At 57.1% G+C, this 14,055-nt stretch carries 16 protein-coding genes; 11 read left to right on the top strand and 5 right to left on the bottom strand.

Going from position 1 to position 14,055, the window contains the following annotated elements; genetic code table 11:
- The first annotated feature begins 1 nt into the window (after position 1).
- The 6 genes from paaH to paaY all read left to right on the top strand — a co-directional run bounded on the left by paaH (position 2) and on the right by paaY (position 6,094).
- Positions 2-1,426 carry a 3-hydroxyacyl-CoA dehydrogenase PaaH gene (paaH, locus tag HCH49_RS06380; protein WP_221702412.1) on the top strand — a complete coding sequence of 475 codons (1,425 nt, stop codon included), beginning with the start codon at positions 2-4 and terminating at the stop codon, positions 1,424-1,426.
- Positions 1,416-1,838, top strand: a complete 423-nt coding sequence (gene paaI, locus HCH49_RS06375) for a hydroxyphenylacetyl-CoA thioesterase PaaI (protein WP_039262613.1) — start codon at positions 1,416-1,418, stop codon at positions 1,836-1,838. The genes paaH and paaI overlap by 11 nt, the downstream gene beginning before the upstream one ends.
- The gene (gene pcaF / locus HCH49_RS06370; protein ID WP_221702411.1) at positions 1,838-3,043 is read left to right on the top strand and encodes a 3-oxoadipyl-CoA thiolase; all 1,206 of its coding nucleotides are present in this window, start codon (positions 1,838-1,840) and stop codon (positions 3,041-3,043) included. The genes paaI and pcaF overlap by 1 nt, the downstream gene beginning before the upstream one ends.
- 27 nt (positions 3,044-3,070) lie before the next feature.
- A complete protein-coding gene (paaK, locus tag HCH49_RS06365; RefSeq protein WP_045888536.1) occupies positions 3,071-4,387 on the top strand; it encodes a phenylacetate--CoA ligase PaaK in 1,317 nt (438 codons plus the stop codon).
- Positions 4,388-4,552: 165 nt separating this feature from the next.
- Positions 4,553-5,488 (top strand): phenylacetic acid degradation operon negative regulatory protein PaaX, encoded by a 936-nt coding sequence (gene paaX / locus HCH49_RS06360; RefSeq protein WP_033145431.1) that lies wholly within the window; start codon positions 4,553-4,555, stop codon positions 5,486-5,488.
- A 9-nt stretch (positions 5,489-5,497) separates the two neighbouring features.
- Positions 5,498-6,094 (top strand): phenylacetic acid degradation protein PaaY, encoded by a 597-nt coding sequence (gene paaY, locus HCH49_RS06355; protein ID WP_045888537.1) that lies wholly within the window; start codon positions 5,498-5,500, stop codon positions 6,092-6,094.
- Here the strand turns inward: paaY and HCH49_RS06350 are convergent.
- The gene (locus HCH49_RS06350) at positions 6,003-7,274 is read right to left on the bottom strand and encodes a serine hydrolase domain-containing protein (RefSeq protein WP_064672432.1); all 1,272 of its coding nucleotides are present in this window, start codon (positions 7,272-7,274) and stop codon (positions 6,003-6,005) included. The genes paaY and HCH49_RS06350 overlap by 92 nt on opposite strands.
- Before the next feature lie 138 nt (positions 7,275-7,412).
- On the opposite strand from HCH49_RS06350, the gene HCH49_RS06345 reads away from it, so the two are divergent.
- Positions 7,413-7,895, top strand: coding sequence for a glutathione peroxidase (locus HCH49_RS06345; protein WP_221702410.1), 483 nt, complete (start codon positions 7,413-7,415; stop codon positions 7,893-7,895).
- A 165-nt stretch (positions 7,896-8,060) separates the two neighbouring features.
- On the opposite strand, the gene HCH49_RS06340 is transcribed toward HCH49_RS06345, so the two are convergent.
- Positions 8,061-8,567 carry an ATP-binding protein gene (locus HCH49_RS06340; RefSeq protein ID WP_221702408.1) on the bottom strand — a complete coding sequence of 169 codons (507 nt, stop codon included), beginning with the start codon at positions 8,565-8,567 and terminating at the stop codon, positions 8,061-8,063.
- A gap of 329 nt (positions 8,568-8,896) precedes the next feature.
- Here HCH49_RS06340 and HCH49_RS06335 point away from each other — a divergent pair, with 329 nt between their 5' ends.
- The gene (locus tag HCH49_RS06335) at positions 8,897-9,382 is read left to right on the top strand and encodes an N-acetyltransferase (protein WP_167819424.1); all 486 of its coding nucleotides are present in this window, start codon (positions 8,897-8,899) and stop codon (positions 9,380-9,382) included.
- A gap of 108 nt (positions 9,383-9,490) precedes the next feature.
- Here the strand turns inward: HCH49_RS06335 and HCH49_RS06330 are convergent, their stop codons facing one another.
- Together HCH49_RS06330 and HCH49_RS06325 are read right to left on the bottom strand one after the other, a co-directional pair.
- The gene (locus tag HCH49_RS06330) at positions 9,491-9,928 is read right to left on the bottom strand and encodes a VOC family protein (RefSeq protein ID WP_221702407.1); all 438 of its coding nucleotides are present in this window, start codon (positions 9,926-9,928) and stop codon (positions 9,491-9,493) included.
- An 82-nt stretch (positions 9,929-10,010) separates the two neighbouring features.
- Complete coding sequence (locus tag HCH49_RS06325) at positions 10,011-11,171, bottom strand: MFS transporter (RefSeq protein WP_221702406.1); 1,161 nt, start codon at positions 11,169-11,171, stop codon at positions 10,011-10,013.
- 130 nt (positions 11,172-11,301) lie between these two features.
- Between HCH49_RS06325 and HCH49_RS06320 the strand changes: the two genes are divergently transcribed.
- Both HCH49_RS06320 and HCH49_RS06315 read left to right on the top strand, forming a co-directional pair.
- Positions 11,302-11,838 carry a MarR family winged helix-turn-helix transcriptional regulator gene (locus HCH49_RS06320; RefSeq protein WP_033145438.1) on the top strand — a complete coding sequence of 179 codons (537 nt, stop codon included), beginning with the start codon at positions 11,302-11,304 and terminating at the stop codon, positions 11,836-11,838.
- Positions 11,839-11,862: 24 nt separating this feature from the next.
- Entirely contained in the window at positions 11,863-12,786 is a 924-nt protein-coding gene (locus HCH49_RS06315) for a LysR substrate-binding domain-containing protein (protein WP_039262603.1), read from the top strand.
- A gap of 47 nt (positions 12,787-12,833) precedes the next feature.
- Here the strand turns inward: HCH49_RS06315 and HCH49_RS06310 are convergent, their stop codons facing one another.
- A complete protein-coding gene (locus HCH49_RS06310; RefSeq protein ID WP_221702404.1) occupies positions 12,834-13,304 on the bottom strand; it encodes a hypothetical protein in 471 nt (156 codons plus the stop codon).
- A 265-nt stretch (positions 13,305-13,569) separates the two neighbouring features.
- Here HCH49_RS06310 and HCH49_RS06305 point away from each other — a divergent pair, with 265 nt between their 5' ends.
- Positions 13,570-14,046, top strand: coding sequence for a WbuC family cupin fold metalloprotein (locus tag HCH49_RS06305; protein ID WP_033145441.1), 477 nt, complete (start codon positions 13,570-13,572; stop codon positions 14,044-14,046).
- Positions 14,047-14,055: the final 9 nt, after the last annotated feature.

Below are 14,055 nucleotides of genomic sequence, written 5' to 3'. Positions count from 1 at the left end.
GATGCTGAACATACGGACTGTCGCCGTGATTGGCAGCGGCACGATGGGCGCAGGGATTGCCGAAGTCGCGGCCAGCCATGGGCATCAGGTGCTGATCTACGACATCTCCAGCGACGCGATATCGCGGGCCATCGACGGGATCCGCCAGCGTCTGGCCTCCCGGGTGACGCGCGGAAAACTCTCCGCCGATGCCGGGAGCCAGATCCTCGCCCGGCTGCTTCCGGTCACCGATATCGAGGCGCTCGCCGCGGCCGATCTGATTATAGAAGCGGCCTCCGAGCGTCTGGAGGTGAAAAAGGCGCTGTTTGCTCAGTTGGCTGAGATCTGCCCGCCGCAAACGGTGCTGACCAGCAATACCTCATCCATCTCCGTTACGGCGATTGCGGCGGACGTCCACCACCCGGAGCGGGTCGCCGGACTGCACTTCTTCAACCCGGCGCCGGTGATGAAGCTGGTGGAGGTGGTCAGCGGGCTGGCAACCTCTCCGGAAGTGGCCGACGCGCTGTGCGAGCTGGCGCTGAACTGGGGCAAACAGCCCGTTCGCTGCCAGTCAACGCCGGGGTTCATCGTCAACCGCGTCGCGCGTCCGTTTTATTCCGAAGCCTGGCGCGCGCTGGAAGAACAGGTCGCGCCGCCGGAGGTGATTGATGCCGCCCTGCGCGACGGCGGCGGTTTCCCGATGGGGCCGCTGGAGCTGACCGACATGATTGGTCAGGACGTGAATTTTGCGGTGACCTGCTCGGTATTTAACGCCTTCTGGCAGGAGCGTCGTTTTCTGCCTTCTCTGGTCCAGCAGGAGCTGGTGCTGGCGGGAAGGCTGGGCAAAAAGAGCGGGAAGGGCGTCTACGACTGGCAGGGTGACAAACCCGCCGTGCAGTGGATGCCGGCCGTGAACGACAGCTACAGCCCGATGCGCGTGGAAAGAAGACGTGACGGTGTCACCGAAATTGATGATGTGTACCTGATCGAAACGCAGGGCGAAACCGCTCAGGCGCTGGCGCTGCGGCTCAACGGCCCGGTGGTAGTGGTGGACCGCATTGAGCGCGACGTGGCGGTGATTGCGTCGGCCGCCAGCAACCCGCACACCGCGACGCAAAAGGCCATCCGCTACCTGCAGCAGCAGGGTAACCGGGTGGTGCAAATTGCCGATTATCCCGGCCTGCTGGTCTGGCGCACGCTGGCGATGATTGCCAACGAAGCGCTGGATGCCCTGCAAAAAGGGGTCGCCAGCGAGAAGGACATCGATACCGCCATGCGCCTGGGCGTGAACTACCCGAGCGGCCCGATCTCCTGGGGCGAGCGTCTGGGCTGGCAGCGCCTGCTGACGCTGCTGGAGAACCTGCAGCGTCATTACGGCGAAGAGCGCTACCGCCCCTGTTCACTGCTGCGCCAGCGCGCGCTTCTGGAGAGTAGCTATGAGTCATAACGCCTGGCATAACGCCCGCGCGATGTACGAACGGGACGCCTGCGCGCAGGCGATGGGGATGGACATTGTCGCCATGGACGAGGGCTACGCGGTGGTGACCATGACCATCACCCCGCAGATGCTTAACGGCCACCAAACCTGCCACGGCGGACAGCTTTTTTCGCTGGCAGACACCGCCTTTGCCTACGCCTGCAACAGCCAGGGGCTGGCGGCGGTAGCTTCAGGCTGCTCGATTGATTTTCTGCGTCCGGGCTTTGCCGGGGACACGCTCACCGCCACCGCGCGGGTGATGCATCAGGGCAAGCTGACCGGCGTGTACGACATTGAAATCCAGAACCAACAACAGAAAACCGTCGCCCTTTTTCGCGGGAAATCTCACCGCATCGGCGGCAGCGTGACAGGAGAGGCCTGATGCGTGACGCATTTATTTGTGATGGCGTTCGAACCCCGGTGGGTCGCTACGGCGGCGCGCTTGCCGCAGTCCGGACCGACGATCTCGGTGCCGTGCCGCTGCGCGCGCTGCTGGCCCGCTATCCCCAGCTCGACCTCGGGCGGATCGACGATGTGATTTTCGGCTGCGCCAACCAGGCGGGGGAAGATAACCGCAACGTGGCGCGCATGTCGTCCCTGCTGGCCGGGCTGCCGCAGACGGTTTCCGGAACCACCATCAACCGCCTGTGCGGGTCGGGTCTGGACGCGATTGGGTTTGCTGCCCGCGCCATTAAGGCGGGCGATGGCGAGCTGCTGATTGCGGGCGGCGTGGAGTCGATGTCGCGCGCGCCGTTTGTGATGGGCAAAGCCACCGCCGCGTTTCAGCGTCAGGCGGAAATCTTTGATACCACCATCGGCTGGCGATTTGTGAATCCGCTCATGCATCAGCAATTCGGAACTGACAGTATGCCGGAAACGGCAGAGAATGTAGCTGAATTGTTAAATATCAGCCGTGCCGATCAGGACGCGTTCGCGCTGCGCAGCCAGCAGCGTACCGCGCAGGCGCAGCAGAACGGCATTCTGGCGCAGGAGATCGTGCCGGTACCGGTGCCGGGCAAAAAAGGGGCGGTCACTGAGTTCTGCGTGGATGAACATCCGCGCGCGGACACCACGCTCGAACAGCTCGCCGGGCTAAAAACGCCGTTTCGTAAGAACGGGGTGGTTACGGCGGGGAATGCCTCCGGCGTCAACGACGGCGCTGCGGCGCTGATCGTCGCCAGCGAGAAGATGGCGCTGGCGCAGGGATTGGTCCCGCGCACGCGGATCGTGGCGATGGCGACGGCGGGCGTGGAGCCTCGTCTGATGGGGCTCGGCCCGGTCCCTGCGACCCGCAAGGTGCTGGAACGCGCCGGACTCAGCATTAACGATATGGACGTTGTCGAGCTTAACGAAGCTTTCGCCTCGCAGGCGCTGGGCGTGCTGCGTCAGTTAGGCCTGCCGGATGATGCCGCGCACGTCAACCCGAACGGTGGCGCGATTGCGCTGGGCCACCCGCTGGGCATGAGCGGTGCCAGACTGGCGCTGGCCGCGAGCAACGAACTGCACCGACGCGGCGGGCGCTACGCGCTGTGTACGATGTGCATCGGTGTGGGTCAGGGCATTGCCATGATCCTTGAGCGTGTTTGAGCATAAAAACAATGTGAGTACCCTACAATGACAAATACAACAAAGCTTGATCCGATTGAAACGGCCTCCCTTGACGAGCTACAGGCGCTGCAGACCGAGCGTCTGAAATGGACGCTGCATCACGCCTACAACAACGTGCCGATGTACAAACGCAAGTTTGACGCGGCGGGCGTTCACCCTGACGATTTCAACGAGCTGGCGGATATCCGCAAATTCCCGTGCACCACCAAGCAGGACCTGCGGGATAACTATCCGTTCGATACCTTTGCCGTGCCGATGGAGCAGGTGGTGCGTATTCACGCCTCATCCGGCACCACCGGCAAACCGACCGTTGTCGGCTATACGCAGGGCGACATCGACAACTGGGCCAATCTGGTGGCCCGCTCCCTGCGCGCCGCGGGCGGCAGCGCGAAGGACAAAATTCACGTGGCGTATGGCTACGGCCTGTTTACCGGCGGGCTGGGGGCGCACTATGGCGCCGAGCGTTTAGGCGCGACGGTGATCCCAATGTCCGGCGGCCAGACGGAGAAACAGGCGCAGCTGATCCGTGATTTCCAGCCGGATATGATCATGGTGACGCCGTCCTACTGCCTCAACCTGATTGAGGAACTGGAGCGCCAGATGGGCGGCGATGCCAGCGGCTGTTCCCTGCGCGTGGGCGTCTTCGGCGCCGAGCCGTGGACGCAGGCCATGCGGCGCGAAATTGAAAAACGCCTGGGCATTACGGCGCTGGACATTTATGGCCTCTCCGAGGTGATGGGGCCGGGCGTGGCGATGGAGTGTATCGAAACCGTCGACGGCCCGACCATCTGGGAAGATCACTTCTACCCGGAGATCGTCAACCCGAACGACGGCACGCCGCTGGATGACGGGCAGCAGGGCGAACTGCTGTTCACCACGCTGACCAAAGAGGCGCTGCCGGTGATCCGCTACCGCACCCGCGACCTGACGCGCCTGCTCCCGGCCACCGCGCGCAGCATGCGCCGCATGGACCGCATCAGCGGGCGCAGTGACGATATGCTGATCATCCGCGGCGTCAACGTCTTCCCGTCGCAGCTGGAAGAGGAGATCGTCAAGTTCGAACACCTTTCTCCGCACTATCAGCTGGAGGTGAACCGTCGCGGGCATCTTGATTCACTTTCCGTGAAGGTCGAGCTGAAAGAGAGTAGCCTCACGCTGACCCATGAGCAGCGTTGCCAGGTGTGCCACCAGCTTCGCCACCGCATTAAGTCGATGGTGGGGATTTCCACCGACGTAATGATTGTTAACTGCGGCAGCATCCCGCGCTCGGAGGGCAAAGCCTGCCGGGTGTTTGACTTGCGTAAAGCTGCGGCCAACGGCTAAGTTTTCCCTCACCCCGGCCCTCTCCCAAAGGGAGAGGGTGTAAACAGTTCCTTCTCCCAAAAGGAGAGGGTGTAAAAGTTCCCTCTCCCTTTGGGAGAGGGTTAGGGTGAGGGGCTATCCCAGAATCCTATGCTATGATTCATCCAGGACAAAAATAACAACAGAATGAATCACATGAATAAACTCGACGCCTTTATCCAGCACGCGGTCAGCTCCGTTCCCGTCAGCGGGACCTCGCTTATCTCCTCGTTATACGGTGACGCGCTTTCCCATCGCGGCGGTGAGATTTGGCTCGGTAGCCTGGCCGCCCTGCTGGAAGGCATGGGGTTTGGCGAGCGCTTCGTGCGCACCGCGCTGTTTCGCCTCAACAAAGAGGGCTGGCTGGACGTTTCCCGCATCGGACGTCGCAGCTTTTACCGCCTGAGCGATAAGGGGCTTCGCCTGACGCGTCGCGCGGAGAATAAGATTTACCGTGCGGAACTGCCCGCATGGGACGGCAAATGGCTGTTGCTGCTCTCCGAAGGTCTGGATAAAACCACCCTTGCCGACGTCAAAAAACAGCTGATCTGGCAGGGGTTTGGCACGCTGGCGCCGAGCCTGATGGCCTCGCCGTCGCAGCATCTGGCGGACGTGCAGTCCCTGCTTCACGATGCCGGCGTGGCGGAAAACGTGATTTTCTTTGAAGCCCACTCGCCGCTGGCGCTTTCCCGCGCCGCGCTGCGTTCGCGGGTGGAGGAGTGCTGGCAGCTAACCGAGCAAAACGCGATGTACGAGACGTTCATCGATTCATTCCGCCCGCTGCTGCCGCTGTTGAAAGAGGCCGCGCCGGAGGAGCTGACGCCGGAACGCTGTTTCCAGATCCAGCTGCTGCTGATTCACTTTTATCGTCGCGTGGTGCTGAAAGATCCGCTGCTGCCGGAAGAGTTGCTGCCCGCGCACTGGGCGGGGCAAAGCGCCCGACAGCTCTGCATTAACATCTATCAGCGTGTCGCGCCGGGGGCGCTGGCGTTTGTCAGCGAGAAGGGCGAAACCTCCGTGGGCGAACTGCCCGTGCCCGGCACGCTCTACTATCAACGCTTTGGTGGTCTTACAAGCGCATAAGGAGCGAAGATGCCAGTTTATCAAATTGACGGTCTGACGCCGGTCGTGCCGGACGAGAGCTATGTTCACCCGACGGCGGTGCTGATTGGCGACGTGATTCTGGGCAAAGGCGTTTACGTCGGTCCTAACGCCAGCCTGCGCGGTGATTTTGGCCGTATCGTGGTGAAAGACGGCGCCAACATTCAGGATAACTGCGTAATGCACGGCTTTCCGGAGCAGGACACGGTGGTGGAAGAGGACGGGCATATCGGCCACAGCGCCATTCTCCACGGCTGCGTGATCCGCCGTAATGCGCTGGTGGGCATGAACGCGGTGGTGATGGACGGGGCGGTCATCGGTGAAAACAGCATCGTCGGCGCGGCGGCGTTCGTGAAGGCGAAAGCGGAGATGCCCGCTAACCATTTGATCATCGGCAGCCCGGCCAAAGCGATTCGCGAACTCAGCGAACAGGAGCTGGCGTGGAAGCAGCAGGGCACGCGGGAGTATCAGGTGCTGGTGGAGCGCTGCAAGCTAACTATGCACCAGGTGGAGCCGCTGCGAGACGTTGAGCCTGACCGGAAACGGCTGGCGTTTGATGAGAACTTAAGGCCGAAGTCGGCGGTGTAGGGCTCAGACCGTCTTTTTTCGCCATATCCATCAACAGCGCGATGCCGATGTAATTACTCCAGTTAAAGGTATTTTGCAGCACCACCACCGCATTGCCTTTTTCTTTGTCATAGCCGATAAAGCTGGAGTAGCCGCCGATATAGCCGACCTGATAGGTGATTTTTTCCAGGCCGATAAAGTCCGTGGTCCAGGCAATACCCTGTACCCCGTCGGGACGTTGAATATCGGTATTTCTCACTTCGGCAAAGACATTGTCCAGCAGGGGACTGTGGGTCGTCGAGACGTGATAGCGGGCATAGGCCGCCAGATCTTCGGCGTTGCTGTACAAGCTCGCTGCCGCCACCATGTTGTTGGAAAAATGCCAGTCCGGGGTGAGCTGCCCGCGCGGGATAAATTTAGGCTGATCGCCCGCGTGGCCGAGCGCACGCTGCGGGTAGCCTTTGAGCTGCTGGGGAATAAAGCTGCTGTTAGCCATTTGCAGCGGACGGAAAATATAGCGCGAGGCTAAACTCTGGATATCTTCGCCGGTTTTGTGCTTCAGGATATAGCCGATCAGGGCGTAGCCGGTATTGGAATATTGCGGCACTTTATTCTTTGGCGCCCGCCAGTCGGCGAGGTAGCGCAGCACGTTATCGCTGTCCAGCTCGCTATAGAAATTTTCGCCCGTGCTTAAATAGCCGATAAATTTTCCAAGCATCGGAACATCCATATTCTGACGCGGCAGGCCGGAGGTGTGGGTTACCAGTTCGAGCAGGGTGATTTTTTGTGCATCCGCGCTAAGCGGCGTCCCCGGCGGAAGCAATGTCGCCAGGTTATCGTACCAGTTCAGTTGCCCTTCATTGACCAGACAAGCCACCACTTCTGCCGTGATCCCTTTGCTGAGCGAGCCGAGCGCAAACAGGGTGTCGGGCCTGACCGGATAGCGATTGACCGCATCGGTTACGCCCCAGGTGTAAAACTGCGGCGAGCCGTGATTATGGATCACCGCGACCGTCATCCCGGGAACGGATTTTTGCGCCATATAGTGACGCACCACGCTGTCAACGTCGCCATCCAGCGAATCATGGGTGAGAAGTTCCTGAGTACCTTCCGGGGAGGACATCTGTGAAAGCGTGCCACAGCCGCTGAGGAGTGGGAGAGTAAGCAGAAGCCAGCGAATTTTTTTTGTTATGTTCTGCATACCTGATAGCGAGTGTGGGGGTCATTGGCGCGCCAGGAATGTATCACAAATAGCCTGCCTGAATGTAAACTTTCTAAACGGCGGCGGCCCTGTTGATGGTCACCGTGAATTTTTCGGCCAGCCTTGAGGGATTTCAGTATGACTCGCTTTTATCAACTTACCGCCACCCGCCTGGATGGCCGCCTTATCTCAATGGCCGACTATGCGGGAAAGGTGGTTTTGGTCGTCAATACCGCCAGCCAGTGTGGCTTTACGCCGCAATATGCGGGCCTTGAAGCGCTATACAAGAAATATGCCGATCAAGGACTAGTGGTGCTGGGCTTCCCCTGCAACCAGTTCGGTAAACAGGAACCCGGCGGCGCCGACGAAATCTCGAAAACCTGTCACATCAACTACGGCGTGAGCTTCCCGATGTTTGAGAAGGTAGAAGTTAACGGTAACGCAGCGCACCCGCTGTTTCGTTATCTGAAAAACGAATTGCCCGGCGTGCTGGGAGGGCGGATCAAGTGGAACTTTACTAAGTTTCTGATCGGCCGCGACGGTAAACCACTCAAGCGTTTTGCACCGATGACCACGCCAGAGAAAATGGAGAGGGCGATTGTGGAGGCTTTGGGGAGGTGAGAGTTTTGGTGAATGGAATTAACCATGAGTCGGGCACTTCCGGAATACCCGATGTCCGCTTTGTGCCAGGAGCGGACTTTTAGTTCGCTGTAGTACCGTTTATAACCGTATGAGATGGAAAATAATGAAGCCGCCAACTGGCGGCTTTTGTGCAGGAAGGTAAATTTAGCTGTATTCGGTAATATCAAACCCTTCATCAGCCGTTGGCTCTTCGAAATAGCGCGTTATGATGTCAAATTGTTGATCTGAGGCAGAAAATTCATGCACGCCTTCTGCATTACGGGCGCGCAAGCGTGATTTACATACTTCATCAGAAACTTTCAGATAGTGCAGCTGATTACTGGCACCTGACTCTTTAATAATGCTCATCATCCATTCACGATTTGTTTGTGTGTTTGCCGGGAAATCAAGAACTACTGATAAACCAGCTTTGAGTAGTGACACCAGATGAGGCTTCATGGCATTTCTTAGTCTTAATGAATACTGCACATAATCAGATATGGATTGCATTTCATTGGTAAAGAGGGCAGCCAGCCAGCGATCCTCGCTGACAATTACAGTCCCAGGTGATGATCCTAATTTTGCTGACAATGTGGATTTTCCTAATGCAATTTTTCCACATAACAAGTGCAAGACAGGTTTTTCAGGCGTCGCTACTGCATTTGTGTCCATTCTTTACCTCACTGGATTGTTACCGGTAAGGCCCGCCTTACCGGCGGGAAAATGGCGAACGTTATCCCACCTGAGTCAGACAGGTGATAATAATCATTGAATAGGTTAGGACTGAGTGTGTTTTCATCGTCATTCAACTTAACAGGGCCTGAATGCAAAATCAGCAATTTTTTCACTTATGTACTGAGTGTCCGCTCCGAGCTCAAAACTGCTTCAGGAACTATGAAACAACTGCGTTATTTAACAATTTGCGGTAGTAACCTTTATTGATATAGCTTTATTGCTTTTGTGTTAATTTAAATTGGTACTATTTGCTTAAGGAGATATGCGTGAACATCACCATCTGCAAACCAGACGAATATCCTGATTTGGTTGATATTTTTATCGAGATGGAAAACTATTATAACCAGGATGTTTGCTTGTCCAGGAGTGACATGACCGCATATCTGAGGGATAAGGTCCTTGCAGTCGACTCTCATACTGAAGTTCACAAAGTGGTTTGTGAAGGAGTAATAGCTGCGTTTTCATGTGTCTCAGTGATGTACCCTTCACCACGTTTCAGCGGGCAAATGTTTATCAAAGAGCTTTTTGTTTCAGCACCTTTCAGGAGGGCTGGAGTGGGTAGAAAGCTGATGAGTTTTATAGCCAGCCGGGCTCAAGATCGGGGATGTTTACAGCTCGATTGGTTATCTGTGGCAGCAGACCCACTGGCGCAAAAGTTTTATGAGTCTTTCGGTGCTCAGGTTATCAAGAGTGTTAACTATCATCGGGTTTTTGGCACAAAAATAGATGAGCTTGCCCGCAGTGCCGGCTGAAGTACCCAGAAATAGAGTCACACCGTTGGTGAAAATAGCATAAGGGTGCGCCCACTGTTCGCTCAAAGCAGGCGTTTCCCACTACAATGCTGCTTTCCAATAACCCATTTATCCCCGCAGCCACGGCGTAATCGTCAGCCCGGTAAGCAAGCCTTCCGGGCTGAGCAGGCGAGTGACGGTTTGCCCCCACGGTTCCAAACGGTTAGCCACCAGCATCCGATAGCCTTTTTCGCTCAGAACGCGTGTAGCCGAGTCCAAATCCTGTACCTCGTACTCAACCCATCCCTGCGGTATCGGGTGCTCAACTGGCCACTGTTCCTCTCCAAAACAGGATGCAGCCGCCTGTGCGAGCGGCCAGACGGCGAAATGCTTCACGCCTTCCAGCTGGCCCTCCTCAGTGAGCAGATAATCGGTGTTTCCCTCCATCGGCTTCAGCGGAAGGCCGAGTGTCTGAACATAAAACGCGCTGCTGGACTCCGTATCCCGCGAAATGGGCCCGAACCCGGCGACGAACAAGACATCAATTTCCGGTAACGTCTGCGACATATCCACTCCTGAATGAGGTGAAATTCACCCTGAATTTATCTTACGATCGGCGGAAATACGACTCTCAAATCTGGTATCGCGTTCACCGTGCCTGCTGATCCACGACGGGTTTAAAATTTAGCGCGATAACGATCAGCAGCACGACTCCCGCACTCATGATCAGCCATGCGCTGGTCAGCGAGACCGAACTGTCGCGAACGATCCCCGCAATTAACGGCATAAGCGCGGCGATCGTGTATCCGCCTCCCTGAACTTTAGACAGCAACTTCCCGGCCTGTGCGGGCGTTCGCGCATGATCGAACGTGACGATGAGCGACAGCGGGAAGAGGGCGCCGATCCCGGTACCAAGCAGCAACGTGGATAATACCGGCGTCGTACCCGGCGCAAAGACCAGACACAGTAATCCTGCCAGCAGCAACAGCAATACGGCGATCAGCGGCACGCGACGATCGGGGAATTTACCGATCAGCGCGGAGACGGCAAACCCGGCGACAACCTCGGTTAACGTCAGCCAGGCCAGCATGTAGCCGCTGCTGCGTGCGGACCATCCCGCCTGAATATAGAGCGGGGGCAGCCAGGCCAATACCAGCGTGTAGGCTCCCGTTCCCACGCCGAAAAAGAGCAGCAGTAACGCTGTCCGGGAGGACGAGAGCGTAACGGTTTCGCGTGCTGTTTTTTCCCCTTGAGGATGCTTAACCAGCGTTAACCACAGTATCAGCGCCAGCAGCGCTAACAGCCCGGACATTGCCAGCGCGGGCTTCAGCGTGAGCCATGAAAACAACGGCTCTGCGCTCGCGGCGGCGACTGCCGCACCGGCCATAATGCCCGTGCTGAAAAGCGACATCACCGTGCTGGCCGTTTGCGTATATTCCTTTTTTATCAGGGCAGGCATTAACGCCTGGATCGTGCCTATGCTGGCCCCGCCCAGTAACGCGGTGCCCATAAGACTCTCCGGTGAGGCGCTAAAACCGCGCAGCAAACAGGCCGCAAGCAGGATAAAGAGCCCGAGCATAATTCCCCGTACGGCGCCGACTCGGGCTAAAAGCCAGGGGCCACACAGGGCGGCAAGCCCCATCATCGCGACCGGCAGGGTGGTTAGCAGGCTGAATTGCGTAGCGGTCAGCCCTGCTTCGCGCTGCAGCACGGAAAACAGCGGTCCGACAGAAGCCAGAATGGGGCGCAGGTTCAGCCCGACGATAAAAGCGATAACGGCGAAGAGTAAAGGCGACGTGCGTTTCAACATGGAGTCCTTTTCGGTTGTGAATGGCCCGGACAAATTGCCACGAGCATTTATCTTAACGTTAAGATAAAATATGTTTTTGCGTAAGATGTACCGCACAACAGGATAAATTCGCACGCCATCAGGGGTGAAAATGCAAGATCACGTAGACTTCGTTGTCGGCCAGTGGAGCCGCGCCATGCCGGAGCTGGACGCCTCGTCGATGAAAATTTTTGGCCGAATGCTCCGGCTGATGAAGCATCTGGGAAAAGAATGGGCGCAGGCGATGGCGCAGTTTGGCTTTCGCGAGGGCGAGTTTGACGTGCTCGCCACGCTGCGTCGCGCCGGTGAGCCGTACTGCCTTTCCCCCACGCAGCTCTATAAATCGCTGTTGGTAACCTCAGGGGCGATGACGAACCGGCTCAGCCATCTCGAACAGCTTGGGCTTATCAGGCGAATTGCCGATCCGGATGACAAGCGCAGCACCCTCGTAAGCCTGACGCCGCACGGGCAGGAGCGCATCGAACAGGCGCTGATCGTCCATACACAAACGCAAAATGCGCTGCTGAGCAACTTATCTGACGCGCAGCGCGCGCAGCTTGAGTCCCTGCTCAGGGAGCTGCTGATGACGTTCCCGTCTGAGGACCTGAGCGACAAGTCACCGAGTGCCGATAATACAAAAACTGCATAGCTAAACCTCACAGAAAGGGAATGTATGTCTTTACCACCACTGTATGCGCTGCGCGCTTTTGAAGTTGCCGCGCGGCTGAACTCCTTCAGCAAAGCGGCTGAAGCACTGAATATCACGCCGGGCGCGGTCAGCAGGCATGTCCGGACGCTTGAACAGTGGTTCGACTGTGAGCTCTTTAAACGCCAGGGGCCGCGAGTGGAGGTCAGTGATGCCGGACGTATTCTGGCCGGACAGCTCAGCGAAAGTTTCTCGAATATTGAGTGGGCCTGTCGCGCATTCAGAAGCGAAAACCACCTTCTGCGCCTCAAAGCCCCCAGCACCCTGACGATGCGGTGGCTGCTGAATGTGCTTAAATCCTTTCGCGAGAACCACGCGAAGCCAAAAATTGAAATTGCCAGCGTCTGGATGGACTTCGACACCGTTGACTTCAGCCGTGAGCCCTACGATTGTGCGATCCTGCTCGGTAATGGCTATTTCGGCGAGTCTACGGAAAGCCGGCTGCTCTTCAGTGAATGGCTCATTCCGGTTTGTACCCCGTCGCTGCTTGAGTCTGCCCGGCATCAGCTCCCAGAGTGCGATCTTATCCATCCCTCTCCGGACAGACGGGACTGGAAGCGATGGCTGAAAAGAACCGGGTCATTCCCCGGGCTCGACGTGAGTCGTGGAATAGTGTTCGACACCCTGGAGCAGGGAAGCCTGGCCGCCATGCACGGTCACGGCGTGGCGATGGCCGACCTCCGCCTCACGCTCGACGCGCTGAAAAGCGGCCTGCTCGCGCTGCCCTTCAGGGAAGCTATCGCAACCGGCGATGGCTACTACCTCGTCTGGCCGAAAAATTCGCTCAGAAGACAGAGTATTGAACAGTTGCTGGCGTGGCTTAACCTTAATGCGCCGGTGCTGCCTTCGTTGGATATCGTCTGTCTTGATTACAACGAAAAGCGGGTTTAGTAAATAGCGGAATATTTAGTGAAGGATATTCCGCATATAGAACATATTTATGCGTAGGGAATATTTGCCATATCTTTATATCGCTCCGGCAGGGCGCTGTTCAGGTTGAGTAATTTATCCAGAATATAAAGCGCAGGCGTTCCCTTTGCTCGCTCGGCGTCGATCAGCGCAGTGCGTAACAGATTGGCAGCCGAGGTCATATCACGGAAATACTCCTGCGATTCACGCGTCTGAGCTTCGCCTGACGCGGCGTAACGCACCTTTGGCCAGTCCGCAAAGTCCAGCAGCGGAAGGATCCCATCCTCTTTTGGTAAATGCGCTGAGAGCAACTCTTCGGCGTTACCCGGATTGCTTTGGGCGAAAGCCAAAAGATGCAGTCGATGGATGAAGGGCGATAGCGCTTCTGAGCTTTCCTTTTCTGCTGAAAGTAACGTTATCAGCTCATGCACATTTGCATCAGGGCTATATTTATGAGGCGAGATAATATTCAATACAGGGAATAAAACATCGAGTGTCATAGGTGCTCCATACAGGCTTAGTATTATTTATTTTTCTATCCCAGGGGTGAATGGATGGTATTTCAGGTGCGTCACTTTTTAAAAACGATAAATAGTGGGAATCAATGTGAGTTTTACTCAACGTTGCGCTTTGGGGGCGATCGCGCGCATCCTCACGTTGCAGCGATTTGTTTCACAAATGCCATCGCTCATCGACCGTCCAGAATGGTATAACGTCGTGCGGCTAAAGGGGTGCCGTCCGCTGACTCCATTCACAAAGGTGTATATGAAACAAATTACGTTCAGTGACCTGCAGCAACAAAGCGAGCAGGCTGCCAATTCTCCTCGCTTACGCGCGCACCGCAATTTACATCCCGAGCTGAGCGACCCGGTGCAGCGCCTGGCTATCGCGATGGAGCCTGGGACCTATGTTCGCCCTCATCGCCACCCGCACACGTTTGAACTGCTGACGGCTCTGAGCGGTCGCTTTCTGGTGTTGAATTTTGATGACGGCGGTAACGTGACCCAGCGCGTGGTGTTAGGTGAAGACTGCAAAGTGCTGGAGATGGATGCCGGTACCTGGCATGCCGTGCTGTCGCTGGATAAAGGCGGCGTCATTTTCGAGGTAAAACACGGCGGCTATCAGCCTGTTCCGGAGCACGATACCGCCCAATGGTCACCGGCTGAGAACGCGCCCGGTTGCGCGGAGCTGATGAAATGGTACGCCCAGGCGCAGGTGGGTGACGGGGGTTTTACCCTGTAAACCGGTGAA

This window comes from Enterobacter sp. Y17 (genome assembly GCF_019730495.1).
Classification (GTDB): Bacteria; Pseudomonadota; Gammaproteobacteria; order Enterobacterales; family Enterobacteriaceae; genus Enterobacter; species Enterobacter asburiae_B.
Note: the sequence above shows the minus strand (reverse complement) of the source record. Positions and strands in the feature narration are given on the sequence as shown.